The sequence below is a fragment of the Streptomyces sp. NPDC025273 genome, assembly GCF_040638585.1.
Classification (GTDB): domain Bacteria; phylum Actinomycetota; class Actinomycetes; order Streptomycetales; family Streptomycetaceae; genus Streptomyces; species Streptomyces cinereorectus.
Window position 1 is genome coordinate 66,848 of record NZ_JBEZYP010000007.1, and the last position, 24,207, is coordinate 91,054.

Annotated in this window: 16 protein-coding genes; 4 read left to right on the top strand and 12 right to left on the bottom strand. The window is 71.7% G+C overall.

The window, feature by feature from the left end; genetic code table 11:
- Window positions 1-16: 16 nt before the first annotated feature.
- From AB0F38_RS14225 to AB0F38_RS14240, 4 genes are all read right to left on the bottom strand, one after another.
- Window positions 17-1,984, bottom strand: coding sequence for a TOMM precursor leader peptide-binding protein (locus AB0F38_RS14225; RefSeq protein ID WP_361891691.1), 1,968 nt, complete (start codon window positions 1,982-1,984; stop codon window positions 17-19).
- Window positions 1,974-4,232, bottom strand: a complete 2,259-nt coding sequence (locus AB0F38_RS14230; RefSeq protein WP_361891694.1) for a TOMM precursor leader peptide-binding protein — start codon at window positions 4,230-4,232, stop codon at window positions 1,974-1,976. The genes AB0F38_RS14225 and AB0F38_RS14230 overlap by 11 nt, the downstream gene beginning before the upstream one ends.
- A gap of 96 nt (window positions 4,233-4,328) precedes the next feature.
- Window positions 4,329-6,212: a BTAD domain-containing putative transcriptional regulator gene (locus AB0F38_RS14235; RefSeq protein ID WP_361891698.1), complete on the bottom strand. Its 1,884-nt coding sequence runs from the start codon at window positions 6,210-6,212 to the stop codon at window positions 4,329-4,331.
- A gap of 61 nt (window positions 6,213-6,273) precedes the next feature.
- The gene (locus tag AB0F38_RS14240) at window positions 6,274-6,480 is read right to left on the bottom strand and encodes a hypothetical protein (protein WP_361891701.1); all 207 of its coding nucleotides are present in this window, start codon (window positions 6,478-6,480) and stop codon (window positions 6,274-6,276) included.
- A 550-nt stretch (window positions 6,481-7,030) separates the two neighbouring features.
- On the opposite strand from AB0F38_RS14240, the gene AB0F38_RS14245 reads away from it, so the two are divergent.
- Window positions 7,031-8,038 carry a helix-turn-helix transcriptional regulator gene (locus AB0F38_RS14245; RefSeq protein WP_361891704.1) on the top strand — a complete coding sequence of 336 codons (1,008 nt, stop codon included), beginning with the start codon at window positions 7,031-7,033 and terminating at the stop codon, window positions 8,036-8,038.
- 38 nt (window positions 8,039-8,076) lie between these two features.
- Here the strand turns inward: AB0F38_RS14245 and AB0F38_RS14250 are convergent, their stop codons facing one another.
- The 6 genes from AB0F38_RS14250 to AB0F38_RS14275 form a co-directional block, all read right to left on the bottom strand.
- Window positions 8,077-8,289, bottom strand: a complete 213-nt coding sequence (locus AB0F38_RS14250) for a hypothetical protein (RefSeq protein WP_361891707.1) — start codon at window positions 8,287-8,289, stop codon at window positions 8,077-8,079.
- A 133-nt stretch (window positions 8,290-8,422) separates the two neighbouring features.
- Complete coding sequence (locus tag AB0F38_RS14255) at window positions 8,423-10,072, bottom strand: penicillin-binding transpeptidase domain-containing protein (protein ID WP_361891708.1); 1,650 nt, start codon at window positions 10,070-10,072, stop codon at window positions 8,423-8,425.
- 252 nt (window positions 10,073-10,324) lie between these two features.
- A complete protein-coding gene (gene cs1, locus AB0F38_RS14260) occupies window positions 10,325-11,299 on the bottom strand; it encodes a clavaminate synthase Cs1 (RefSeq protein ID WP_361891710.1) in 975 nt (324 codons plus the stop codon).
- Window positions 11,296-12,192: an agmatinase gene (speB, locus tag AB0F38_RS14265; RefSeq protein ID WP_361892177.1), complete on the bottom strand. Its 897-nt coding sequence runs from the start codon at window positions 12,190-12,192 to the stop codon at window positions 11,296-11,298. The genes cs1 and speB overlap by 4 nt, the downstream gene beginning before the upstream one ends.
- 105 nt (window positions 12,193-12,297) lie before the next feature.
- Entirely contained in the window at window positions 12,298-13,827 is a 1,530-nt protein-coding gene (locus tag AB0F38_RS14270) for an asparagine synthase-related protein (RefSeq protein ID WP_361891713.1), read from the bottom strand.
- Between the two features lie 2 nt (window positions 13,828-13,829).
- Window positions 13,830-15,545: a thiamine pyrophosphate-binding protein gene (locus AB0F38_RS14275; RefSeq protein WP_361891716.1), complete on the bottom strand. Its 1,716-nt coding sequence runs from the start codon at window positions 15,543-15,545 to the stop codon at window positions 13,830-13,832.
- A 201-nt stretch (window positions 15,546-15,746) separates the two neighbouring features.
- Here AB0F38_RS14275 and argJ point away from each other — a divergent pair, with 201 nt between their 5' ends.
- From argJ to AB0F38_RS14290, 3 genes are all read left to right on the top strand, one after another.
- On the top strand, window positions 15,747-16,925 hold the full coding sequence (gene argJ / locus AB0F38_RS14280; RefSeq protein ID WP_361891719.1) for a bifunctional glutamate N-acetyltransferase/amino-acid acetyltransferase ArgJ: 1,179 nt from the start codon (window positions 15,747-15,749) through the stop codon (window positions 16,923-16,925).
- 108 nt (window positions 16,926-17,033) lie between these two features.
- On the top strand, window positions 17,034-18,044 hold the full coding sequence (locus AB0F38_RS14285) for an MBL fold metallo-hydrolase (protein ID WP_361891722.1): 1,011 nt from the start codon (window positions 17,034-17,036) through the stop codon (window positions 18,042-18,044).
- A 639-nt stretch (window positions 18,045-18,683) separates the two neighbouring features.
- The gene (locus AB0F38_RS14290; protein ID WP_361892180.1) at window positions 18,684-19,433 is read left to right on the top strand and encodes an AfsR/SARP family transcriptional regulator; all 750 of its coding nucleotides are present in this window, start codon (window positions 18,684-18,686) and stop codon (window positions 19,431-19,433) included.
- A 141-nt stretch (window positions 19,434-19,574) separates the two neighbouring features.
- Here AB0F38_RS14290 and AB0F38_RS14295 read toward each other — a convergent pair whose 3' ends face one another.
- Both AB0F38_RS14295 and AB0F38_RS14300 read right to left on the bottom strand, forming a co-directional pair.
- Window positions 19,575-19,868, bottom strand: a complete 294-nt coding sequence (locus AB0F38_RS14295) for a transporter (protein WP_361891725.1) — start codon at window positions 19,866-19,868, stop codon at window positions 19,575-19,577.
- Window positions 19,869-19,953: 85 nt separating this feature from the next.
- Entirely contained in the window at window positions 19,954-23,847 is a 3,894-nt protein-coding gene (locus tag AB0F38_RS14300; RefSeq protein ID WP_361891728.1) for a NocE, read from the bottom strand.
- Window positions 23,848-24,207 lie beyond the last annotated feature (360 nt).

Here is a 24,207-nt window from a genome sequence, read left to right on the forward strand (position 1 = left end):
TCGGTACGGACGTCCGTCACGGGAACGGGTGCGGGGCCGGGTTGAGCCCGTCCGCGGTCAGGTCGGTGTCGCGCAGCCCTGCCTCGCGCAACGCGGTACGTGTCCGGGGCATGTGCCGGGCGCGCTGCCGGGACCAGCCGAAGTCGATCGGGACGAGGCCGGGCACCAGCACCTTCACGGTGTGCAGGCCGAGGGCGCGCTGCTCGGGCAGCGTCTGGTCCACGACGACCACGTCGAACCCGGCGGCGGTGACGGCGCCCACCGCACGCAGCAGATCCTCCCGCAGATCAGGACTGACGGGGGCGCCCTGCGCGTCGGGCCACCGCAGGGCGGCGACCTCCACCCTGGGCTGCGGATCCGGCTGCCGCAGCAGGAAGTCGGCGTGCTCGCCCATCTCCGGGACGCCGTAGACCAGCGGGTGGTCGTGGAGGCTGGTGACCTGGTCGAAATCCTTGGCCAGGGAGCGCAGCCGGGTCTCGTCGCGCCGGGTCCGGCCGACGAGGTTGACCGAGTCGGTGGCGATCTCGCAGAGCGCGGAGTCCAGGGCCGACTCCGGGTCGAGCCCGGCGCCCGCACCGAAGCACATGCGGCCGACGCCTCCGTCGAGGCGTTCGGCGACGGCGGTGACGACGGGGACGGGGAAGCTGATCCGGGTGTCGAAGAACCGGGCCCGGTAGCCGTACATGGCGAGACGGTCCACCATGTGCCGGGTGCCGGGGCGGGCGCTGGTCGCCGGGTCGATCTCGGTCAGCGGCACCTGCCCGTACCAGGCGAGCAGGAACGCGTCCCGTTCGATGACCTCCATCAGCCCGAAGTAGACGGCTTCCTCCGAACTGCCGCCGGACGCGCAGCCGTTGGAACTCTCCTGCACGAACCGGTTCTCCAGGCCGGGTGCGTGGTAGTAGGCGAGGATCTCGGGGACCGGGCGCGGCGCGGCGTCGCGCAGCGACCAGCCCCACACCCAGGGGATCTCCCGGTCGGGGGTGAACGGCCGCACCCGGGGGTTGGCCCGGTAGAAGTCCTCGGCGTACAGGCCCGTTTCGCGGGGGTCGACGGCATCCGGGCCGAGGTCGTCCAGGGAGGCCACGAGTCCCGTGGTCCGGCCCCGGGCGCGCATTCCGGCGTAGCGCTCCAGGCCTTCCAGGACGCCGATGCGCAGACTGTGTGCGTAGGTGTCAGCGTGGCCGCCCCAGAAGGTCTCGCGCAGGTAGGCACCGGAGCGGGTCGAGAAGCAGCCGACCGTGGCGGAGGTCGTGGTGGACGCGATGTCGCAGATGACGGACGGTCCGAGCGCGCCCCAGTGCGGGTTGGCGAAAGCGTCCACGGGCAGGTGGTGGTCCTCGACGCGGCGGACCCGGAAGGCTCCCGGCCGGTACTTGGGCGCGGGCAGCAGGGTGAGCGCGGCGCCCTCGGCCGTGTCCGGTCCGGGCGCGCCGCAGGCGGGGCACTCCGGGTCGGGCACCAGCGGGTGACGTCGTACGGTCATGGCGTCCAGGTCCAGCAGGTACACCTCGGGGTAGAGGGATCCGGTGCCCGCCGGCTGTGCTGCCTCCTCGGCGAGGGCCGCCATCAGCGCCGCCACGGCGGTGGCGGCGAAGGGGGTGGCGTAGGGCCAGGGGGCCACCGACCAGGTGTCGGAGCCGAGTTCGAGCCCTTCGCGCAGGGACACGGAGCGGACCCCCTGCCACCGGCGCTCCAGGCAGGTCCCGCACCCCGTGGCCCGCCCTGCGACGGGCCACGGCCCGACCAGCACCTGACGCCCGTACAGGCGGACCGGTACCTGGTCCCCGGGTGCCGCGGGAGCGGTGTACGCGTCCCGGACGCCCAGAGCGCCCACCGTCATGGCGGGGACCGGCCCGGTGCGGACCTCGTCCAGGGCTTCCCGGAGGGCCCCTGCGAAGCGGCGGGAGCACTCCGCCCTCGCGGCCGCCTGCCGGGGCGGGTCCGTCTGTCCGGGCCGCCGGTCCGTGGTCTCAGCGGGCATCGGTGGCCGCCGTGAGCAGGACGCGGACGGTGTGGATCCCGGCGGTGGGCAGGTCCGCGGCGTGCGTCGGGACGACGAGCGCGTCCCGTCCGCCGGCGGCGAGGCGTTCCAGGAGCCGTGTCCAGTCCACGGGCTCCCCCGGCTCCGCCGCGGCGGTCCCCGTGACGGGGATCAGCGCGGCGTCGAGGTCGCGCAGCAGCGGGTCGCCGGTGTCGGGCGCTCCCAGGCCCTCGGCTGCCAGCTGCACCTGGCCGAGCAGGTCGCGCACGGCGTCGACGGCGGCGGCACCGAGGTCCAGGGCTGCGCCCACGGCCCAGTGCGAGGGCGCCTCGTCCCCGCCGGTCCGGGCGAGGACGACGGACGCGCCGGAGTGCGTACGCTCCCCGAGGTCGAACAGGCCGACGGTGATGCCGAGATGGCCTGCGGACCGCAGCAGGAAGGTCACCTCGGGGTCCTCGCCGAAGGCGGAGGGCGGGATCTGCGCCGTGTACCCGGCTCCCCTCACGGCCCGTCGCAGGGCGTCGTGGGCGAGCGCCGACAGCAGGCCCGAGGCGGCGGCCTCCGGAAGGTCCGCCCCCGCGCCCGCACCGGCCCGCGTCGGCTCGAACCGGCGGTCGCGGTTGTCCGGTCCGAACGGGCGTACGGCCCCGGCGGGGACCAGTACCTGTTCCTTCGTCACGAGCGAGGTGGCGAGGGCCCACGCGGTGGTTCCTTCACCGCCGGTGCCGGACGCGATCGTCAGCGCGGCCGGGCGGACGACGGGCAGCCGGCCGGCGAGGCCGGCGAACGTGCTCCCCTCGGGCGCGGGGGCGGCGGGCACCACGTGCTCGGCGTACACGACGGCGGCGGCGTTCAGCGCACGCAGCCGGGCCCCGGCGGTGTGGTGGATGTCGAAGGCACTGATGGTCCGGGTGCCTTCCGGCCCCAGGCCCAGCACGAGGGAGCCCACCTTCAGGGGTGTCTGGATCAGCGGTTCGTCCGCGTACCGGGTGAAGACCCCGGCGTGCGGGCGGACGAGCGCGGAGCGGCGCTCCAGCTCCGCGAGGGGGCCCTGGGCCGCCTCGTCGTCGGGGGCGGTGGCGACCGTCGGAAGGAACGCGGGGCGGGCCGGGGCCGACGCCAGGTCGACCGGCTCCGGCCCGTCCGCGGGAGTGCTGTCGGTGCAGAACGGGCAGCGCGGGTGGGGCAGCAGCGGCTCCGAGGCGACGTCGAAGGACGCCATGTCCTGGATCAGCAGCTGTCCACGGGTCTCGGCCGGCAGCGCACCGGTGACCAGGCGGAACACCTCGTAGCCGAGCAGGTTGCCGAGCATCGCGGCGAGGGGGCCCGCGGGCTGCTCACCCGAGGTCCCGGTGCCCAGCGCCAGGCCGCTCCACAGGTCCGCGGCGGCCGCGCTGTCCCCTGCGCCGCCCAGCCTCAGGGCCGCACAGGACCAGCAGCCCGCCGTATCCGGCGTCATCACCGGCCCGACCACGGCCTTCCGGCCGAACGTCCAGGCGGGGAGCAGCGTCCGGCCCTCCGGCACCCCCTCGCGCAGCAGCGGCAGCACGGTCCCGGGGACGTCGGGGCCGGAGGCGGCCACGACGACGTCGTATCCCTCGTACGCCGCCCAGCCGGGCAGCGCCGAGGCGGCACCCGGGAGCAGGGTCATCTCGACGGGGCAGTCCCGCTCCGCGAGCTCCGCCGCCTCCTGGTGGATCGCCGTGAACTCCTCGGGCGTCACACTTCCGGAGCCGTCCGCGAGAGCGGAGTCGTAGGCGACGGCCGCGCAGCCGTTGCGTATCAGGGACAGCACGCACCAGCGAGCGGCGGGGCCGTCGCCGAGGACGGCGATCCGGGTGGCGCGGAAGCGCGCGAACCTGGCCTCGGCGCCGTCGGCGTAGTGGTCGACGTACGCGATCTGCTGCGCGAAGCGGGCGGCGACGGCGGGCACGGTCACCAGGGGGACGGACGCCTCGTCCGATGCCGGGACCGGACGGGCGAAGCCACGCGCGTAGAGCGCTTTCACGAGTTCGCCCACCATGGCCTTCTGGCGTTCCCCGAACCCCTGGCAGATCTCGTCGACGGATCTGCTGCCGTCCAGGTGCGGGACGAGCAGAGTGGCGAACCGGTAGGCGGACGCGGAGGTGAGCTGGAAGCCGCCGTCGGCGTTGTGGAAGATCACACCGCCGGGTGTCTGGGTGAACAGGACGTCGCGGCGGACCCGGGGCCTGGTTCCGGCGGTCTCTGCGTACGGTGTCGTGGCCATGCGTGCGTCACACCTCTTGGTCTGTGGTCGGACGGGCGGCCCGGGGTCCGGGCCTGTACACGGGGCGGTGCGGGCAGTGCGGGAGCCGGCGGCCGGTCAGCGCAGGGCGGCCGGGGGCCTGTCGCCCGCCGGCCGGCTCTCCTCGCGGCGGGGCGGGCGGAACACGGTGGGCTGGTGCGCGGACCGCGGCACGGCACCGCGGGCGTGCGCCCGCACGAGTTCGTGCATCCGGAAGGCCCCGGGCAGGCCCTCCTCGAGCATGCCCGCGTCGAGGAGCCGCTCCATCACCGCCTCCGCCGTCTCCTCGGGCAGGCCGAGGACATCGGCGGCCCGCCTGGGGGTCAGGGGGTCATGGACCGTCGCCCCCAGCCGCAGGTGGGCGTCGGCCAGCGAGGAGGACAGCCGGTTCAGCGCCTCGTCCAGAATGAGCGGCACGGACATGCGGGGGTCGTCGGCCAGCGTCAGCCGGGCCGGCAGATCGTGCCGCAGCCAGTCCACGCAGTCGGCGATCCGCAGCCGGGGCCTGGTGAGCAGACGGGCGGCGGCGATCCGCAGGGCGAGCGGGAAGTGCCCGCACAGGGTGGCGAGTCGCCGTGCCGCCGACGGCTCGGCACCGATGCGCTCGCCGCCCAGCACGGCGGTCAGCAGCGCGTGCGACTCCTCAGGGTCGAGGGCTCCGAGCCGGAACACGGCGCCGCCGTGGGTGGCGACGAGCGCGGCCAGCCCCATCCTGCTGGTCACGATCGCGGCGCCGCCCGCGTTGGCGGTCAGCAGCGGGCGTACCTGGTCGGGGTGGACGACGTCGTCGAGGACGAGGAGGCGGCCGCGCCCCTCGCCGGGCCGGGCGGGCAGGGCACGGCGCAGTTCCGCGGCGGCCTCCCGTGCCGGGAGCGCGGTGCCGTCCGGGCGGGTCAGTGACAGCAGCAGGCAGCCCTCGGGATAGTGGTCGCCCACCAGGTGCGCCGCGTGCAGGGCCAGGGCCGTCTTGCCGATGCCGGGTGCCCCGGAGAGCACCACGATCGACGGGCCGGAGGTCCGCGCTCCCGTCAACAGGCTCACCAGCGCGCCGACTTCGCTGTCGCGCCCGGTGAAGCAGGGCACCACCGGCAGCGGGGCGGCGGCGGGCGGCGCGGCAGCCGGCTCCCGCGCCGCGCCCCCGGCCGGGTCCTCCGGGGAGGAGTCCCTGAGGGCCGGGAGAGCGGGCGGCGCGAGGGACACGGGGGCGCGTCCCTCGTCGAGGGCACCCAGGTCCTCACCGCGCAGGATCGACCGTTCCAGCCGCTGCAGATCCGCCCGGGGGTCGACGCCCAGCTCCTCCCGGAGGTGCCCTTTGATCCTGCGGTACTCCGCCAGGGCCTCGGTCTGCCGGCCCGTCCGGTACAGGGCCAGCATCAGCTGCTCGGCAAACCGCTCGTGGGCGGGGTATACGCGCGTAACCTCCCAAAGATCGACCAGCGTCTCGCGGCAGCGCCCGTGCTCCAGCTCGATGTCGCAGACCCTCTCCAGCACCCGCAGCCGCTCCTCCGCCAGCCGCGGCACCTCGTCGCGGTGCAGGAGGTCGGACGGGACGTTGGCGAGCAGCGGACCCTGCCACAGCGCGAGGGCGGCCCGCAGCGTGTACAGCTCGGACTCCTCCCCCGACGCGGCCGCACGGTCGACGAGCTGACGGAAGTGCAGCAGGTCGAGCGTCTCGGCGTCCGCCTGGACGCGGTAGCCGCCGGCGACCGCCGTGACGGCCTGGTCCTCGATGCCGTACTTGGCGAAGATCCGGCGCAGCCGCAGGACGCAGCTCTGGAGTGCCGCCTTCGCCGTGGCGGGCTGCTCCTCACCCCACACCACGCCACGCAGGTGGTCGGTGGAGACCACCGAGCCGGGACGGATGAGCAGCGCGGCGAGCAGGGCGGTCGGCTTGGAGGGCGGGAGCACGACCACGTCCCGCCCGTCGGTGATGCTCAGGGGCCCGAGCAGTTGGAATCGCACCGTCGTCCGCCCTTCCTCCCTGTGGTCCTTCACGGCCCGGTCGACTCGCACGGGTGCACGCCTACTGCCAGCCGAAGTCGTGGGGACCGTGGCCGGGCCGGGGCACGTCGGGGCGGGCCGGCGTCTGGGGCGGGCCGGGGACGGTGCGCGAGGCCGAGACGCGCACGTCCGCGGCCGGAGCGGGCACGACGACGAGGGCGACGAAGGCGGAGCCGGTCAGCATCAAGGCCCCGAGGGCCAGACAGGAGGCGCGGTGAGCACGGAGCATGTGAGGAGCCCTTCCAACCATCTGTGGGGATCGGTGGACAGCATGGCGAGTTTTGTACGGAAGTGACGACACGGTGAAGGTCAGACCGGTGGACCGATGAGGCCATGGCCCTTTCCGTCCAGAAAGCTGTCGGAATCCCGCCCGGATCCGCTCCGCCGCACATACAGCTCGCGTACGCCCGCCGTACGGAAATCCCCGCCGCGCCCCGGTTCCGGGCCTCTGCGGTCCCATGCCCGAAGCGGCCCGCCCGTGCCATGATCTTCACGACGCGTCACCGGGGGGCGACGGTCGTTGCCCGCGGCAGTGAGGGGGCCGGGACAGGCACCTCCGTCCTGACCGGGTCTCTCGTACGGATCAGACCGGATCCGGGAACCTGGTGCGTGCAGCCGAAGGCGGAGGACCAAGGCAGCGCAAGGGGGTCCCCCAGCTCAGAGGGCCCCCGTGCTCGAAGCCGGGAGCTCGGGGATGCTGGTGATTGACACGACGCGGCAGAGGTGCGTGCCGGGCCGCGAGCCCGGCATGATCCACACGAGAGGCCCCAGGGGGGACGATGCTCGACCGGTTGGGTCTGGACCCGGTGACGGAGAGGGTGTACCGGGCGATGCTCGGTCGCCCCCGGGCGAATCCGGAGGAGCACCGCGCACGGCTGGGCCTGACCACGGATCAGCTCGACGGGGCCCTCGGCCTGCTGCGCAGACTCTCACTGGTCCGCCCGGCGGCAGGCGGGGACCCGCAGCGGATGCACGTGGTCAATCCCCGTCTGGGCCTGGAGTTGCTGCTGGCCCGCCAGCGGGCCGAACTCGCCGCCCGGAAGCAGCGGGTGGAGGAGGGTGAGGCGGCGGTGGCCGAGCTGCTCAGCGAGTTCACCCCTGCCCACCCCGCGCCCGGCGAGTCACCGGTGGTCCATCTGGACGGCGTGGACCACGTCCGGGACTATCTGACCCGGCTGCACGACGAGGTGGAGGACGAGATCCTCACCTTCGCCACGGGCGGCGCGCAGACCGAGGAGAACATGCGCGCCTCCCGGCCTCTCAACCAACGGCTGCTGGCCCGTGGCGTCCGGATGCGCACGGTCTACCTCGACAGCATCCGCAACCACGCCCCCACGGTGACGCACGTCAAGTGGCTGACGTCGATCGGAGGCGAGATACGCACGGCGCCCTCCCTCAGCACGCGCATGATCATCACCGATCACCGGCTCGCCCTGGTGGCCCTGGACGACCAGGACTCCTCCCTCGGGGCACTCGTCGTCTCGGGGCGAGGGCTCATCGCCGCCCTGGAAGCCCTGTTCGAAAGCGTGTGGGGACATGCCCAGCCGCTCGGCCCGGCCGAGAAGCACGAGGCGCCAACGCTGACACGTCAGCAGGACGAGGCCCTGCGACTGCTGGCGCGGGGATACACGGACGAGGCCATAGCCAAACGTCTCGGCGTCTCCCCACGCACCGCCCGCCGGATCGCCACCGGCCTCATGGGCCATCTCGACGCCCGCAGCCGCTTCCAGGCGGGTGTCCACGCGGTGCAGCAGGGCTATCTGCCGGCCGGGGGCCCGACCCCCTGATCCGCGGACGGCGGGGGCCCGGGGCACAGCCGGCCGGTTCAGTCCGGCAGCGGGACGCGGATGACGGGGTCGAAGGGGTGCTTGTTGAAGCCGGTGCGCAGGTTGCGGCACTCCGGCGCCTTGCACATGAAGAACTCCTCGACGGCCTTGCGGCCCGTGCGGTTCCTGAGCCAGTCCTTCTCGGTGACGGTGAGGGGGCGGTGCTCCTCGTCGGAGCCGCAGGTGTAGCAGTACATCGCGCGAGATGGCATGAAACCTCCTGATACGGGCGTACAGGCCAGTCAGGAGCATACGGATATACGGGGCGGGTCGGACAGTACCTCACCAGCTCGCACACAAGAACGGACCCGTCCCCCACTCGGGGGAACGGGCCCGTGCGGCCGGTCAGTTCGTGTCCGCGCCTCCGAGGCTCTTCAGGAACTTCGCGGCGACAGGACCCGCATCGGCGCCGCCCGAACCGCCGTCCTCCAGCATCACGCACCACGCGAGGTCGCTGTCGCCCTGGTAGCCGATCATCCAGGCGTGGGTGCGCGGCGGCTTCTCCTCGCCGAATTCGGCCGTGCCCGTCTTGGCGTGCGGCTCTCCGGGCAGCGCCGTCAGGGCATGGCCTGCCCCGTACGTCACCGTCGCCCGCATCATCTCGCGCAGCGAGCCGACGACCGCGGGGTCCAGCCGCGCCGTCGCCTCGTGCTTCTTCTTGACCGACTCGGGGACCAGTACCGGCTGCTTGAAGGTCCCCTCCTTCACGGTCGCCGCGATCGAGGCCATCACCAGCGGGGAGGCCTGCACCCGGGCCTGGCCGATCGTGGACGCCGCGAGGTCGTTGTCCGAGGTGCTCACCGGGACCGAGCCGTCGTACGTCGTGTAGCCGACGTCCCAGACACCGCCGATACCGAACGCCTCCGCCGCGTCGTGCAGGGCGGACCCGCCGACCTTGGCCCGGTTCTCCACGAACATGGTGTTGCAGGACTTGGCGAAGGAGTCCCTGAAGGTCGAGCCGGCCGGCAGGGTGAACTGCTTCTGGTTCTCGAACCGCTGTCCGTCGACGTGGGCGAACTTGGGACACTCCACCACGTCGGTGGGCTTCATGCCCGCCTTCAGCATGGCGGCCGCCGTGACCACCTTGAACGTCGAGCCCGGCGGGTACTTCCCGGCCAGGGCACGGTTCAGGCCGCCCGCGGGGCGGTTGGACACGGCCAGGATGCTGCCGGTGGAGGGTGCGACGGCGACGAGCGCCGCGTTCACCTCCAGACCGTCCAAGGCCTCGGCGGCCGCGGTCTGCACCTCGGGGTCGATGGTGGTCTTCACGGGCTTGCCCGGCTTCGCCGTGCTCCTGGTGAGGGAAGCCGTCGCCTGGCCCGACTGCCGGTCGGCGACCACGATCTCGCTGGTGGCCCCCGAACCGCCGCGAAGCTGCTTGTCGTAGCGTGCCTCCAGGCCGAAGGCTCCCTTGCCCTGCTCGTCGACGGAACCGCGCAGCGAGGCGGCCTGCAGGTCGTCGCCGTTGGTGTCCAGTACGGCGGCCCGCTCGGCCACCGCCTTCAGCGCGAGCGTCTGACCGGGCTTCAGCCGGGGGTGGATCGTGGGCGAGTCGAACACGACGGTCCACGCGTCCGCCTTGCGGACCACCGTGGCCTCGGACTCGTAGCGGTAGAGGCCGACCGCCGGAATGCTGAGCTTCGCGGTGTAGGGGACGGTGACGTCGCCCTTGTCGTCCTTCTTGCCGTCCCCCGCCGCCAGCTCCGTCCTCGTCGGCTTGAGGTTGGTCATCACCGAGGTGAGAAGGGATTCCGCGTTCTCCGGCGAGTCGGACAGCGCACCGGCGTCCGCCGGCTTGCCGGCGGCCCAGGCGTCGAGGAACTTCTGCAGCTGAGCGGTGGCGGCCACGATCTCCGGATCCTCGTCCGGACCGCCACCGGACCACGCCTGGTAGCCCCACCAGCCGGCTCCGCCGGCCAGGACGACGGCCGCGGCCACGCCCAGCACGGGCCCCTTGCCCCGACGGCGGGAGTTGCGGTGGTCATGACGTGCCATGCGTTGCAGCGTGGGGTCGGACACTCTGGGTTGTCTCCTCGTCTGGCGCAGACGTCTCTTCTCCCGCGACCGGACCGTCTCCGGTCACCTTCCGACACGCTAACCGCTGCTCGCCGGGGCCGGGCCACCCCGGAGAGTGTGCGGAGAGCGAGTCGAGAGCGGACGGACATGGCGAGACGGCCCGTGGCGCGCCGCCGGAGCGGCGCGCCAGGGGCCGGCCTGGTGCGGCCCGCGCGGGGCGGGCCGCGCCGGTCAGACGCGCGGCGTGAAGGAGATCACGTCACCCGCACGCTCCCCGCCGGACAGCTGCCCGTAGCGGTCGGTGCGGATGTAGACGCGGTGCAGCCACCGGTCCTCCCCGTCCCAGCGCGGGGTGAACGGCGTACGGGCGTGTGTGGTGCGGAAGTTGTCGATGATCAGGACGTCTCCCGGGACCAGGTGCACCGCCTCGGTGCACTCGTCCAGCGCCTTGGAGAGCGCTGCCACGGCCTCCACGTCCCGGGGGTCCTCGGGGGCGAGGAGCTCGCGGTCGTATCCGAGGAGCGGGTCATCGGGACTGCCGTACAGCGGCTTGACCTGGGCTATCGCTCCCGGATCCTCGACGCCGCCGCGGAAGGCGACATCGACGCAGCAGGGCATCTTGCGCTCGAACAGGTGCTCGCGGAACGCGTCGGGCACCAACGGCAGCGCCTTCCGCACCGACCCGACGAGGGTGGCGGCCCGGCGCTCGTGGTCGGCGCGGGAACAGGCGAGCATGACGTAGTTGGGCTGGAGGCTGTGGTACGCCATCTCCGTGTGGAACTCCAGCAGGGTCTCGGAGGTCTCCGAGGAGAGGTGGTGAGCACCGGGCGACGGGTACACGTCGTGGTAGACGGTGCCGCTGCGCAGTTCCGCGTAGCCCGTGTGCAGACCGAGTCTGCGGCCGACGATGCCGAGCATCGCCTCCATGGTGAGCAGCGGGCGGTCCACCGGCGCCGGAGTGGACTCCGGGGTTCGCGGCAGCTGGTCGGCCGCTTCCACGGGCAGTCCGCGCAGCAGCAGGTAGCCGTCCTCGTTACCCCGTTCGTTGAAGGAGTCCAGGGCCTCGGCCACGGACGGCGGCAGGTCGCCGGCGGCGTCCAGGGCGGCGTCCAGGAAGCCACGCAGGTCCTGACGGGGAATCGTGGGCAGCCGGGTGACGAGGTCCAGAAGTTCGTCGCGGAGTGCAGTGCAGTCGATGACGGTCACGCGAGGTTCCTTCCTTTGATGTGAGCGCGGGCGTACTGGAACAGCAGCTCCGCGCCGATCTCGGTCGCCAGGACGGAGGTGATCCCGGCGTGGTCGTACGGGGGCGAGACCTCCATGACGTCGAAGGCGACCGGCCGCAGCTCGCCGACACAGCGCAGCAGGGCCAGGACTTCGCGGGAGGAGAGCCCGCCGGGCGCGGGGGTTCCCGTACCCGGGGCGAAAGCGGGGTCGGCGACGTCGATGTCGACCGAGACGTAGACGGGGCGGTCACCGATGAGCTCCTTGACGAGGGCGTGCATACCGGGGACTCCGGTCTCCACGAACTCGTCGGTGGTGACGATGCGTACGCCCTTTCCGCGGGCGAAGTCCAGCGAGTCGGGCTGGGGGTTGTGGCCCCGGATGCCGATCTGCACGGTGCGCTGCGGGTCGATGAGCCCTTCGTCGATGGCGTGCCGGAAGGGCGTCCCGTGGTGGAACTCCCCGCCGTAGAAGGCGGGGTTGGTGTCGGAGTGCGCGTCCAGGTGGACCACGGCGACGGGGCCGTGCTGCTCGGCCACGGACCGCAGGGCGGCCAGGGTGAGCGAGTGGTCGCCGCCGAGCATCAGGAACGCGGCGTTGTCCTTCAGGAGTTCGCGCAGGTGCCGGTGGGCGGTCTCCATCGCGATGTGCATGTTGAACGGGGTGAGGTCGATGTCCCCGCCGTCCACGCAGTCGATGAGGTCGAAGGTGCCGGGACCCCGGTCGATGCCCACCCCGTGGATCAGTCCGGACTCGCTGCGGATCGCCCGCGGGCCGAAGCGGGCACCCGGCCGGTAGCTGGTTCCCCCGTCGTAGGGGGCGCCGATGACGACGACGTCCCGTCCGCGGGGGTGCGGATCGTGGGGCAGACGCATGAAGGTGGGGATCTGCGCGTAGCGGGGCGAGACCGTGGTGTCGACGCGTTGTTCCACGGCGCTATCCCTCCTCTCGGCCGGTACGGGTGCGGGGGACGGTCTGCGTCACTCGGACTCCTTCAGCCGGTCGGCAACCTGCCGTACCGCGTCGGCGGTGGCCACCTCGGCGGGCGGCAGTCCGTCGACGACCACCCGGTCGAAGATCTCCTGGACGACCAGCCGCTTGGCCCGGTGGATGTCGTCGTCGGGAACGCCCGCGTCCATCAGCAGGAGACTGAAGGACGACGTGGTCCCCGAGCCCTCGTGCACGCCGAGCTTGGGCCGGGTGAGCGTCTCCTCGGGGAGGAGTCCGGTCATGGCCTCGCGAAGGACCCATTTGTCGCGGCCGTATCGCCGCTTGAGTCCGGCCTCCAGCCCGACGAGCAGGTCGAGCACGTCCCGGTCCCAGTAGGGGTGGGTCGACCAGTGGCCCCGGATTCCGGAGAGCACCGGGGTCATCTCGTTGAGCCCGTCGAAGGTGGCCATGTCGAGTGCGACCGCCGTGTCCAGCTGGGGCAGCCGGTCCTCCCGGTGCATGCCCGCCAGCGGGATGTCCGCCCCGTACCCGGTGAGGATGCGCCGGGCCGGGCCGTCGAGCGCCCGGTACAGGGCGGTCAGCGGCAGCAGGTACTCGATGATGTCCGGGTCGACGGACTCCGACGCCCACACGGCGTGCGGGAGCTGGCCGAGCAGGTCCGCCGTGGGAATGGTGATCTCCCGGTGGCGGGAGGCCAGATGGGTGGCCACCACGCCCGCTTCGGCGAACTCGTCCGAGGTGTCGGTGCCCATGGACAGGGTGTCCAGCGGACCCTCGGTGTGTGCCGCCGCCAGTGCGGCGACCCCCGAGGAATCGATTCCTCCGGAGAGCACCACCAGAGGGGTCGTGCCGGCGGTACGGGCCCGGACGGCCCGCTCCAGCGTCTCCCGTACGGCGGTGGTCGCGTCGGACTCGGCCAGGACGCGCCGGGAGACCGGCGGTGTCCAGGTGCGGGTGCACACGGCCGTGCCGGTACGGACGTCGAAGTCCAGCACCGCCCCGGCGGGCACCTGATGGACCCCGGGCACCCGCCGGACCCGGCGCGCCTCGGGGACGGGCCGGCCCGACGGAGGGGTCCGGGCCGCCTCCGCCACGAGCGACTTGATCTCCGTGGCGGCGAGGACCCGGCCGGGCGCCGGCAGGGTGTACAGCGGTACGGAACCGGCGTGGTCGGTGGCCAGGAGGACCCGGTCACCGGTGGCCACGGCCGCCGCGAAGCGGCCGTTGAGCAGCCGGAAGGCATGCAGGTCGTAGACCTTCAGGAGCGCGAGCAGCAGCTGCGCGTCGCCGCCGTCGCCGGCACCGGGCGGGAGGAGGGAGGCGAGCTCCTCCCTGTTGTAGAGCTCGCCGGCCAGGACGAGCACCATGTCCCCGGAGCGGGCCACGGCCCGCTCGGGCGCACCGGAGTGCACGAGTACGGCGTCGAGGGTCTGGGAGCGGAGGGCCTCCGCCACGGGGGCGTGGGACCCTTGGGTCGCGAAGACGGGCGCGAGGGCCTGCCCTCCGCCCGGATGGGCGGAGACCAGGAACCCCGTCGCCGCGGGGAATGTCTGATCCATGATCAGATGCTCAGGGCCCCGAAGCCGCCGGACGTGAAGTCGTAGTTCACCGGCACCTCGATCAGGAACGGACGGCCGAGGCCCGCACCCTTGCGCAGCGCCGCGAGAAGGTCCTCGCGGGTGGCCGCCTTGACCGCCTCGACGCCGTTGGCGCGGGCGAGCTCGGTGAAGTCGACCCCGGTGAACTTCACGGCCGGGTCGTGCGAACGCTGGTGGCCGAGGTTCTGGTAGAGCTCGATCAGACCGTTGGTGTCGTTGTTGACGACCACGGTGACGATCGGCAGGTTCAGCCGGGCGATGGTCTCCAGGTCGGCGCTGTTGGAGTGGAATCCGCCGTCGCCCGCGATGAGGAAGGTGGGCTGGCCGGGGCGGGCCATCTGGGCGCCGATCGCGGCGGGGATGCCGTAGCCGAAGCTGGAGCAGCCGGCCGAGGTGAGGAAGCCGAAGGGCTGGTCGGCCCGGGCGAAGAGCACCCCGTAGTGCCGGAAGAAACCGATGTCGGAGACGATGGTGCCCTCACCGGCCGCCGCGGTCTCCTCCATCACCGTGTTCATGGAGTCCATGACCTGGTGGACCCGCATGCCGTCCTCGTACTCCTCGGGGTCGGCGAGGAACTCGGTGATGCGCTCGCGGAGCGGGGTGATGTCGTGCGGGGTCTTCTTCGGGGTGCCGGCGGTCCCCTTGTCGAGGTGCTCGACGAAGGCGAGCACGTCGGTGACCACGTCGAGGTCGGGGCGGTAGACCCGGGGAATGGGGTTCACCGTCGGGGAGACCCGGACGGTCTTCTTCTCGTCGCCGCGGCTCCACATCGAGGGCCGCAGGTCCTCGGCGTAGTCGTAGCCGAGGGTGACGATGACGTCGGCCGGGCCGAACAGGGTCTCGAGCGCCGGGAAGGACAGGATGCCGTCCATGTACCCGGTCACCGCGCCGTAGTTGAGCGGGTGGCCGTGCGGCAGGACGCCCTTGGCGATGTACGTGGTGATGACGGGGATGTCCAGGCGCTCGGCCAGGGCGCGGATCGCCGGGACCGCTCCGGAGCGGATGGCGGCGGCGCCGACGACGAACACCGGGTGCTCGGCGCCCGCGACCAGGGCCGCGGCCTCGTCGGCCGTCTTCTCCCAGCCGTCCTGGACGGCGCCGACCGGCTTGGACGGGGTCCGTGCCGCCGGGTGGGTCACCGTCGAGTCGATGTCGGTGCCCAGCAGGTCGACGGGGATGGAGATGAAGCTCGGGCCGACCGGCTCGGTCATCGCCGCCGCGACCGCGGAGTCCACCAGGTCGGTGATCTCGTCGGGGCGCTGGAGCTCGACCGCGTACTTGGTCATGGGGCGCATGACCGCGACGGAGTCGAGGCACTGGTGCGTGTCGTTCGGGAAGATGTCGTGCGACTCGGACTGGGCGGCGAGGGCGATGACCGGCGAGCGGTCCAGGATCGACGTCGCCACTCCCGTGGCCAGGTTGGTCATGCCGGGGCCGAGCGTGGCCCAGCAGGCCTGCGGCCTGCCGGTGATGCGGGCCAGGACGTCGGCGGCCACACCGGCGGTGAACTCGTGCCGGGTGAGGACGAAGTCGATTCCCGGAGCCTCGTCGAAGAGGATGGAGGCGGCTTCGCGGCCGACGACACCGAACACCGTCTCCACACCGTGCTCGTGGAGGCGCTTGAGCAGTGCGTGCGCGGCCGTCGGGTTGTTGCTGGGCTTGGTCGATACGCGGGACATGCGGCGTCGTCTCCAGGATGTCGACGGGAAGCGGATTGCCGTCACCGTGCCGGTGCGTTCTCTCCACTGCCTCTCCACCGCCTATCCGACCGCGCTGTACAGGGGCTGAAGGCCGCGCCGAGGCCCGTTCGGCGCTTGCGGACCGCCCCTGTGTGGTGCCTGAATAGGCATACGAAGGAACGCATATGAAAGAAGGCGATCATGACTGAACCGACCACCCGGGACCCCGAGGGCTTCGTCGTGCACACCGCACCGGTCGGGCTGTCCGACGACGGGCGCGACGACTTCACCGTGCTGGCCTCGACCGTTCCCGCGCAGGTCAGTGCGGTGTTCACCAAGTCCCGGTTCTCCGGGCCCAGCGTGGTGCTCAGCCGGGCGGCCGCCGCCGACGGCCGGGCGCGCGGTGTCGTCGTCCTGGCGCGCAACGCGAACGTGGCCACCGGCCCCGAGGGCGACCGCAACGCACGCGAGGTGCGGGACTCGGTGGCCGCGGCGTCGGGGCTCGCCGAGGAGGAGCTGCTGATCGCCTCCACCGGGGTGATCGGTCTGCAGTACCCGATGGAGCAGATCCGCGATCACATCAAGACGCTTTCCTGGCCCTTCCCCGACGGGGGGTTCGACCGTGCGGCCCGGGCGATCATGACCACGGACACCCGGCCCAAGGAGGTCCGGGTGCGGTGCGGCGCGGCGACCCTGGTGGGCATCGCCAAGGGCGTGGGGATGCTGGAGCCCGACATGGCCACCCTGCTGACATTCTTCGCCACGGACGCCGGCCTGGAGCGGGCGGAACAGGACCGGATCTTCCGCAGCGTCATGGACCGCACGTTCAACGCGGTGTCCATCGACACGGACACGTCCACCAGCGACACCGCGGTGCTCTTCGCCAACGGGCTGGCCGGCGCGGTCGATCCGGCGGAGTTCGAGGAGGCGCTGTACGAGGTGGCGCTCGCCCTGGTGAAGAACATCGCCAGTGACGGTGAGGGAGCCAGCAAGCTCATCGAGGTGCAGGTCAGCGGGGCGCGTGACACCGCGCAGGCCAAGCGCGTCGGCAAGACCGTGGTCAACTCCCCGCTGGTCAAGACGGCCGTGCACGGCAGCGACCCCAACTGGGGACGGGTGACGATGGCGATCGGGAAGTGCACCGACGACACCGATATCCTCCAGGAGAACGTCACCGTCCGCTTCGGCGCGACCGAGGTCTATCCGCAGCGCGCCGGAGGCCCCGGGGACGCCGAGCTGCGTGCCTCGGTCGCCGAGCACATGCGCGGCCAGGAGGTCGTGATCGGTATCGGTCTGGGCATCGGCGACGGACAGTTCACCGTCTACGGATGCGACCTGACGGAAGGTTATGTCCGGCTGAACTCCGAGTACACGACCTGATCCCGCCCGCCGCCGCGCCCCGGCCCCGCCACTGACTCAAATGCGTCACCGCACCGCGATCACTCCGTAGGGTGACCGGTGATCAGCACAACGTGAACGAGGTGGCGCATGGGTCAGTTGCGAAGGTCGGTCCTGAGGGGGGCGCTCGGCGCCGGTGCGGCGGGGCTGCTGATCGGCGGGGCGGCCCCCCTGCCCACCGCGCGCCGCCGCGCCGTGCCGTCGAGGACCGCGCTCGGTCTGCGCTGGCTGGGCGTGTCCGGCTGGGAGCTGTCCTTCGCCGGGCGCAGCATCCTGTTCGACCCCTATCTAAGCCGGATGCCGTACGCGGACGGGGCCGGGGCACTCGACAGCACCCTGCCCCTGCGGCTGGACCCGGCCGCCGTCGAGCGGGTGGCCGAGGACGGGCTGAGCGGGGCTCCGGAGCTGATCCTGGTCAGCCACGGGCACTTCGACCACATCGCCGACGTGCCCCAGCTGCTGTCCCGGCCCGGGTGGGGGAACCGGCGCATCCGGACGCTCTGCGACACCACCTCGCGGCACCTGCTGGCCGCGATGGGAACCCCGGCGAAGCGGATGAAGGACGTCATCCCGGTGTACGGGGGCGACCATCTGCAGTTCGACGGGTACAGCGTGGAGGTGTTCCGGAGCCTGCACAGCCGGCAGGAGGACTACACGTCCTTCGCTCCGGGCCACCGGGACTCGGCTCCCGCGCGCCCCCGGACGCTGGGCGATCTGGTGGAGGGCCGGACCCTGGCCTTCCAGGTGGCCGTGGAGGGCGGCCCGACCGTGCTGCTGACCGGCACGAGCAACTTCGCGGAGCGCGAGCTGGTGGGCGCGCGGCCGGATGTGGCGGTGATCGGGATGAGCGGGCACGCGGCCGTCCACGGATATCCGGACCGGCTCCTGTCCGTCCTGGGCGCACCGCCACTGCTGGTACCCGGCCATCACGACGACATGGTGACCCCGCTGGGCGACTCCGGCGTCTCCCGGACGGCCTCGCCGGAGGCCGTGACGACGCTCGCGCGGGCAGCCGCCCGCCAGGAGGCGGCCGGCGGTTCCAGAGTCCTGACGCCCCGCCACCTGAAGGTGATCGACATCACCGGCGAAGCGGGCACATAAGGGCCCGGCGCACGCCCGTGGGACGTGGCTCAAGCAGGACATCGTTTTTCGGCCGCCGGATCGGGGACCGCGAATGCGCCGACCATCAGTCAGTTTCCGCCAACACCGGACTAGACCAACACCCCGGCCGGCCCGGCTGCCGGGCAGCGCGCTCCGTAATCATCCAGGTCCCCGCACCGCCCGCGCCCCGACTCCGTCGGAAGCAATGCCTCCGCACCCCGTGCAACGATCCAGGCCCCGTGCGGTATCGGCCATCCGGACAGCGGCCGGACGGACGGTCACTCCGCGCCAGCAGCGCCCGGTGACTCGTGTCGTTCTTTGCCCTCCGTATACCTGCACCAAAGGCCGTGTTCCCACCATTCCCCCCACTGTCGTGAGTCGGTTTCCGGCCGCACCGATCGAGGAGTCGTTGACGAGGGGGGACGCGCTGATTACTGTCCTGACTCGTCAAGACAGCACCCTGCTACGCGTGTAGCGCCGACAGTTGTCGATCACTGAGGTTCTTTCTGGTTCAGCGCATCCTCATACCACCGCAGCGGAGCTCCGGAATTTCGGAATTGGGGGAATACGTTCGTGGACAGGCAGTACGGGAGAACCCCTTTGGCCAACGTCCAGGTCCGCATACTCGGACCTGTCTCCATGGTATTCAACGGCCGGCAGGTTCCCCTGGCGGGCCAGCGACAGCTCAGGGTTCTGACAGCTCTCGCACTCGTTCCGGGACGCGCAGTCCCCACCTCTCAGCTCATCGGCCATCTCTGGGGGGACCGGCCACCGAGAACAGCACCCGGTCAGCTGCAGACCAGTGTCTGGATGATCCGCAGGGCACTGGCGTCGGTCGGCGCTCCGCAGGAAATCGTCCAGTCGACCGCTTCCGGATACCAACTGGACGCCGACTACTGCGAAATAGACAGCAACACCTTCCGCAGCTCCGTGGCAAACGCAAAGCGACTGCTCCGGAACAACTTGCTGGAGGATGCTCTGGAGCGGCTCAGGGAGGCGCTCGCACTCTGGCGGGGCCCGGCCCTCGCGACAATATCGAGCAGTGATTTGCAGTCCCGGGCGGCCCGTCTGGAAGAGGAACGGGTCGCGGCATTGCAACAGCGTATTTCGCTGGAAATATCGCTCGGCCAGTACGAGGAAGCGATCGGCGAACTGACCGACCTGATCGCGCTCCATCCGCTGCGGGAAGAGCTCTACGCACATCTGATGCTGGCGCTGTACCTCTCCGGCCGGCAGGGGGACGCCCTCGCGGTGTTCCGCAGGGCGCGCAATACCCTCACCGATGAGCTCGGGATCGATCCCGGCCCCAGGCTGACCATGCTGGAAAGGGCGATACTGCGCCAGGACGCCGAGATGCTCACGGCGTCACCGGCGATGTCCCGGTACTGAGGAAGAGTTACTGAGAAAGTTACTGAGGAAACGTTACCGGAGAAACACCACCGGTCGACGGCACAACCGCCGAGGGCACCCGCTCCCCATCCGAGCCGGGTGCGCTCGGCATTTCCGCGTTCGTGAGCGCCGCCTGTCCGCCTATCCGCCGCCTACTCCCGCGAATACGGCGGCGGCCGCTCCGAGCACCGCGGCCTGGACCCCCAGGGCGATCCAGGCCCGGACGGCGAGGACCACCGGCCCGGAGAGCAGCAGGGCACCCAGGCAGACCAGGGCGGCCCGGGACGCCTCGTGTGCCACCGCCGCCCTGTCCGGGGAACCGGTCAGGCCGCCGGAGACCGCCACCCCCAGGAGCAGGACCACGACGAGGACCGCGTCCAGCAGGAGCAGCACCGCGGCCGTGACCGCGTCGGCACGGCGGGAGACCCTCTTCATCGCACCCTTTCGAACAGAGGGCCCTCCCGGGCGGGGAGGGCCCTCGGCTTCGGACGTGACCTGCGGTGGCCCGTGAGGGCCGGGGTCAGAGACCCATGCCCTGCATCGTGCGCTGCAGCGAGTCCGCGTACAGTCGCGCTCCACCGATCTTGGGGTGGAAGGACTGCGCGGACGCGCCGAGTTGCAGGATCGGCCAGTCGATGGCCGGTTCGTCGCTCTCGACCAGGTCCGTCACGATGCCGTGGACCTGTTCCGGATCACCGCAGACGGCCTTGCCCGCGAAGTTCTGTGCGGGGTTGGAGAACCAGACGTTGACGCCCGCGCTCTTGGCATCGTTCGCCGCGCCCTGCATCTCGGTGGCCAGGGTGGCCGCCATGCCGTTCAGCCAGGGCGCCTCCTCGGTGCCGATACCCGGGATGCAGCTCCCCGACCGCTCCAGGAGCGGCGGGTACCCCATCAGGACGATCTTGGCGTTGGGGGCCTTCGCCTTGATCTTCTTCAGTGCGTCGACGATGGCGGGCCTGACCCGTTCCTTGGCGAGGCGTTCGGCCGCCACCCCGATGTCCAGGCCCTGGTAGGCCTCGTCGTCGACCCGGGAGTCGTTGTCCTCGAACGTCTGGTGCTGGCACAGCTCGGGCCAGCCGATGCCGCCGAAGATGCACTTCTGGATGATGTAGGCGAAGCGCGCGTCGTTGCCGCCGATGGACATCGTCACCAGAGTGGTGTTCTGGTCGAGGTATCCCTGGGAGAGCTGCGGGAGTTCGCCGTTCTGCGCGACACTCGCGATGTTGTAGGTACGGGCGCCCGAGCAGGCGACCATGTGGTAGTCCATGGCTGCCGACCGGCTGTCGTCCATGGACCCGATCGAGGCCGAGCGGCCGGGGATGGTGGCCTGCCGGGACCAGGTCTTGCCGGACCGGTGGCAGGAGTTGCGGGCCGAGGGGTTGCTGGGGTCCCGGTAGTTGGTCTCCCGGGAGTAGTCGACCCCGCCGGCCGCAGACGCGCCCTCACCCGAGGAGTACGAGTCGCCCAGCGCGACGACCATGTCCTTGGGCTTCGCCGACAGCGGCTGGAAGCCCACGGCGTCCCATGCCACGTCCTCGGAGCCGTTGCCGTCGGCCGCGTGCGTGGAGAGCGACACCCTCGGGGTGCTGGTGAACTGGAACACCCCCAGGGAGACCCACTTGTTCGACAGCACCCGCTGCGGATGGACCCGGACCGGACTGGTGCTGTTCGTCCCGCTGATGGTGTAGGAGGCCTGCCGGGTGTGCGCGCCGTGGTCGGGGATGTGCACCCAGACCCGGGACCATCCGGTCATGCCGTTGGTGAGGGTCCAGGTGCCGGTCGTGCGCATCCGGGCACCCTCGGTGGTCGCCTGGTTCCTGGTGTGCGAGAACCAGAAGTGGTTGCCGTAGCCGGCCCCGATCTGGTGCGTGTCGATCTTGCCCGGGTAGTTGGTCCCGTCTGCCGTGAAGGTGAATCCGAACGTGCCCGGGGAAGTGGTCGCTCCGCAGCTCCGTCCCGAGGAGCCCGCCGGGGTGACTCCGGAGGCCACGTCGTCGATCACATGGGTGCCCGTGGGCAGTCCGCTGGCGCACCGCGGCGGGTACGCGTTGCCGTCGGGCTGTTCCGGATAGGTGGCGTCGAAGCGGTGCAGCGGGTATCCGCAGGCACCGCCCGCGCAGCTCTTCCAGCTGGTCTTCTTGTTCCACCAGCAGTGCAGGAAGAACTCGTCGGCCGGGTTGTCGAGCTGGCACGCCCCGGTGGTGGAGGTGTCACCCTCCTTGATCTTGCTCGGGTCGCAGTTGTTGGAGGCGTCGCAGAACTGCCCGACGGGCGGCTTGGCGAGCGTCCGCTGGTCCACGGCGGTCCACCAGGCGGCGCGGTAGCCGGGCTGGAAGTCGCCGGGCGCGAACATCGCCGAGATCGGCCGGGCTGCCCAGCCGATCACCTTCTCCTGGTAGGGCCAGTCCTGGGGGTGCGCGGCGTGCGAGTAGTCGTCGGTGCCGGCCGCGCTCTCCAGGAACGGGGTGCGGTTGGCCTTCCACAGGGCGTTGGCCGGGTTGTTGGTGTAGCCGACGCCCCAGTGGCCGCCGTGCGATCCTGCGCTGGACTGCGGGTAGAAGCCGGAGTTGTACGCCCAGAGCGCGAAGAACCAGTTCTCGATGTACTTGGGGCCGCCGTCGTTGACGGTCATGCCGGCGCTGTACGTCTGGTTCCACTTGTCGATGAGGATGTTCACGCCGGCGGCGATGTTGGCCGTGTAGTCGAGGGCGACGGCTTCCTGCTTCTGCACCGACAGTGCCGTCTCCCCCGGCTTCTCATACCCTGCCCTGCGCATCCCGTCGGTCACCTGGACGATGCCGTAACCGCAGTCGGCGTCGGCCCAGTTGATCGCCCACGGATCCGCCGCCTCACCGTCGGAGCTGTGGCTGATGCCGTAGTAGTTCCCGATCAGGCTGTTCGCCGTGACACCCGGTACGGCGAACCTGGTGGCCTGCCACATGTTGGATTCCTGGGCGGTGATGCCCAGCATCACCTGCGCCGGGATGTGGTACCCGTCAGCGGCGTCGGGGCTCCCGTTGGGGTCGCCCGCCAGCGTCTTGAGCGGGAAGAGGGACTGCGGCTGGTAGGCCGACATCCCGGTGTTCTTCCAGTTGGCGGGGCGGGAGACGTGGCTGTTGAGCTTGCCGACGACCGCCTGGTCCACCGCCCACTCGACCTGCCGGGGAGTGGGCTGGAAGGCCTGCTTGCGCACGTCTCCCCGGGGTACGGAGCAGTAGCGCTCGGCCTCGACCGGGTTGGTCGGCGACGCGGTGGCACCCAGGGTGGAGGCGGTGCCGCCGGTGAGGGCCGGGGAGGTCGCGCTGCCCGCTTCCGCCTTGTCGGGCGAGCCGAGGGCGCTGCCGGGCCGGGCGTCCAGGACCACGGTCCTGCCGGTGCCCAGGATCCGGACCTCGGTCCGCGCGGTGCGGGCGGCCGCGGCCTCCTGCGGGGAGATGCGGGAGTCCTTGCCGTCGGCCCAGGTGCTGGTGACGGCGGCCTCGCCGCGGGTCGACAGGACCGCGTCCTTGGCGACGCCGGACGGCATCCGCACCGACGCCGGCAGTGTGCCGGCCCGCTCGGCCTCGCCGGTTACGTACACCGTGCCGGTGCGGGCGGAGCGGGCGAGGTCGAAGCCGGTGAGGGCGCCGGTCGCCAGGCGCTGGGTCGCCGCGGGCTTCCCCGTGCCGCGGAACAGCGCGGCGGGTGCCCGCCTGACCTCGGCCTTCGCGGAGGCGTCGGCCTCGCCGGCCCGCCCGGTGGCCGGCCGGTCGATGAAGACGACCGAGCCGTCCGTGGCGGCCGACAGCTGGAAGGGGACCGCGGAGGTACGGGCGGCGACGCGGACCGTACCCGCGGGGGCCACCTCGACCAGGCGGGAGCCCTGCGCGGCGGCGTATCCGCGGCCGACGGGAACGGCGGAGGTGACCTGACCGGGCAGCTTCAGCGGCTTGTCGGCCCGGCGGGTCGCGGCGTCGACGCCGATGAGGCGGGTCTCGTTGCGCGCGGACGCGTCGTCGGAGAACTGCGAGAAGACGGCCTTCTCGGTGGTGCCGCAGCCGGGCGAGAAGTAGCTGAGGCTCGACCGGACGGAGAGCTTGGTGACCGCACCCGTCGTCAGGTCGACGATCGCGGTGAAGGCGCCGCGGGTCATCAGCTCGGGCTTGTTGGTGAAGGTGCGCGGCGCGTACGTCACCGCGGCCCGCTTGCCGGACGCGGTCACACAGACGTTGCCGATCCAGGTGTCGGTGTCGAAGCCCGGCTCGGAGAGGGTCGCCGCCGTGCGCCACCGGTAGCCGTCCTGGGCCGCGGCGACCATGACGTGGAAGCCGGTGCCGTCGCCCGACGTGGTCCAGGCCAGGTCGTCGGACGTGCGGTAGGAGCTGCCCAGGAGTTCGGCGCGTTCGGCGGCGGGGACGGCCGCCGGACGCTCCACGGGACCGTCCGCCTTCGCGCCCGGCCCGCCTTCTGCCGACCACCCCTGTGCCGCGCCCGGTGGGGGTGTCGGGCTCTTGGCCATCGACACCGCCGGGTAGCCCGACAGCAGCGCCGTGGCTGCGACAATGATGACAGGTGCCTGCCATCTTTTTCTTCTGAGCACGTCTGTGCCTTTCGTCCGGACACGCATGCGCGCATGAGGGGAACGCGAGCCAAGCGGTCCCGCCTCTCTCCTCCCTCTCCGCCCGGTCTCCCGCCGCTATACCGACCCGCGGTCGGCTATGCGCCCCGTCGCCGGCCCTCACCACGGCGGCCGGCGCGACCGCAGAATGTCGCTGAAATCACCGCGAGAAGGGCT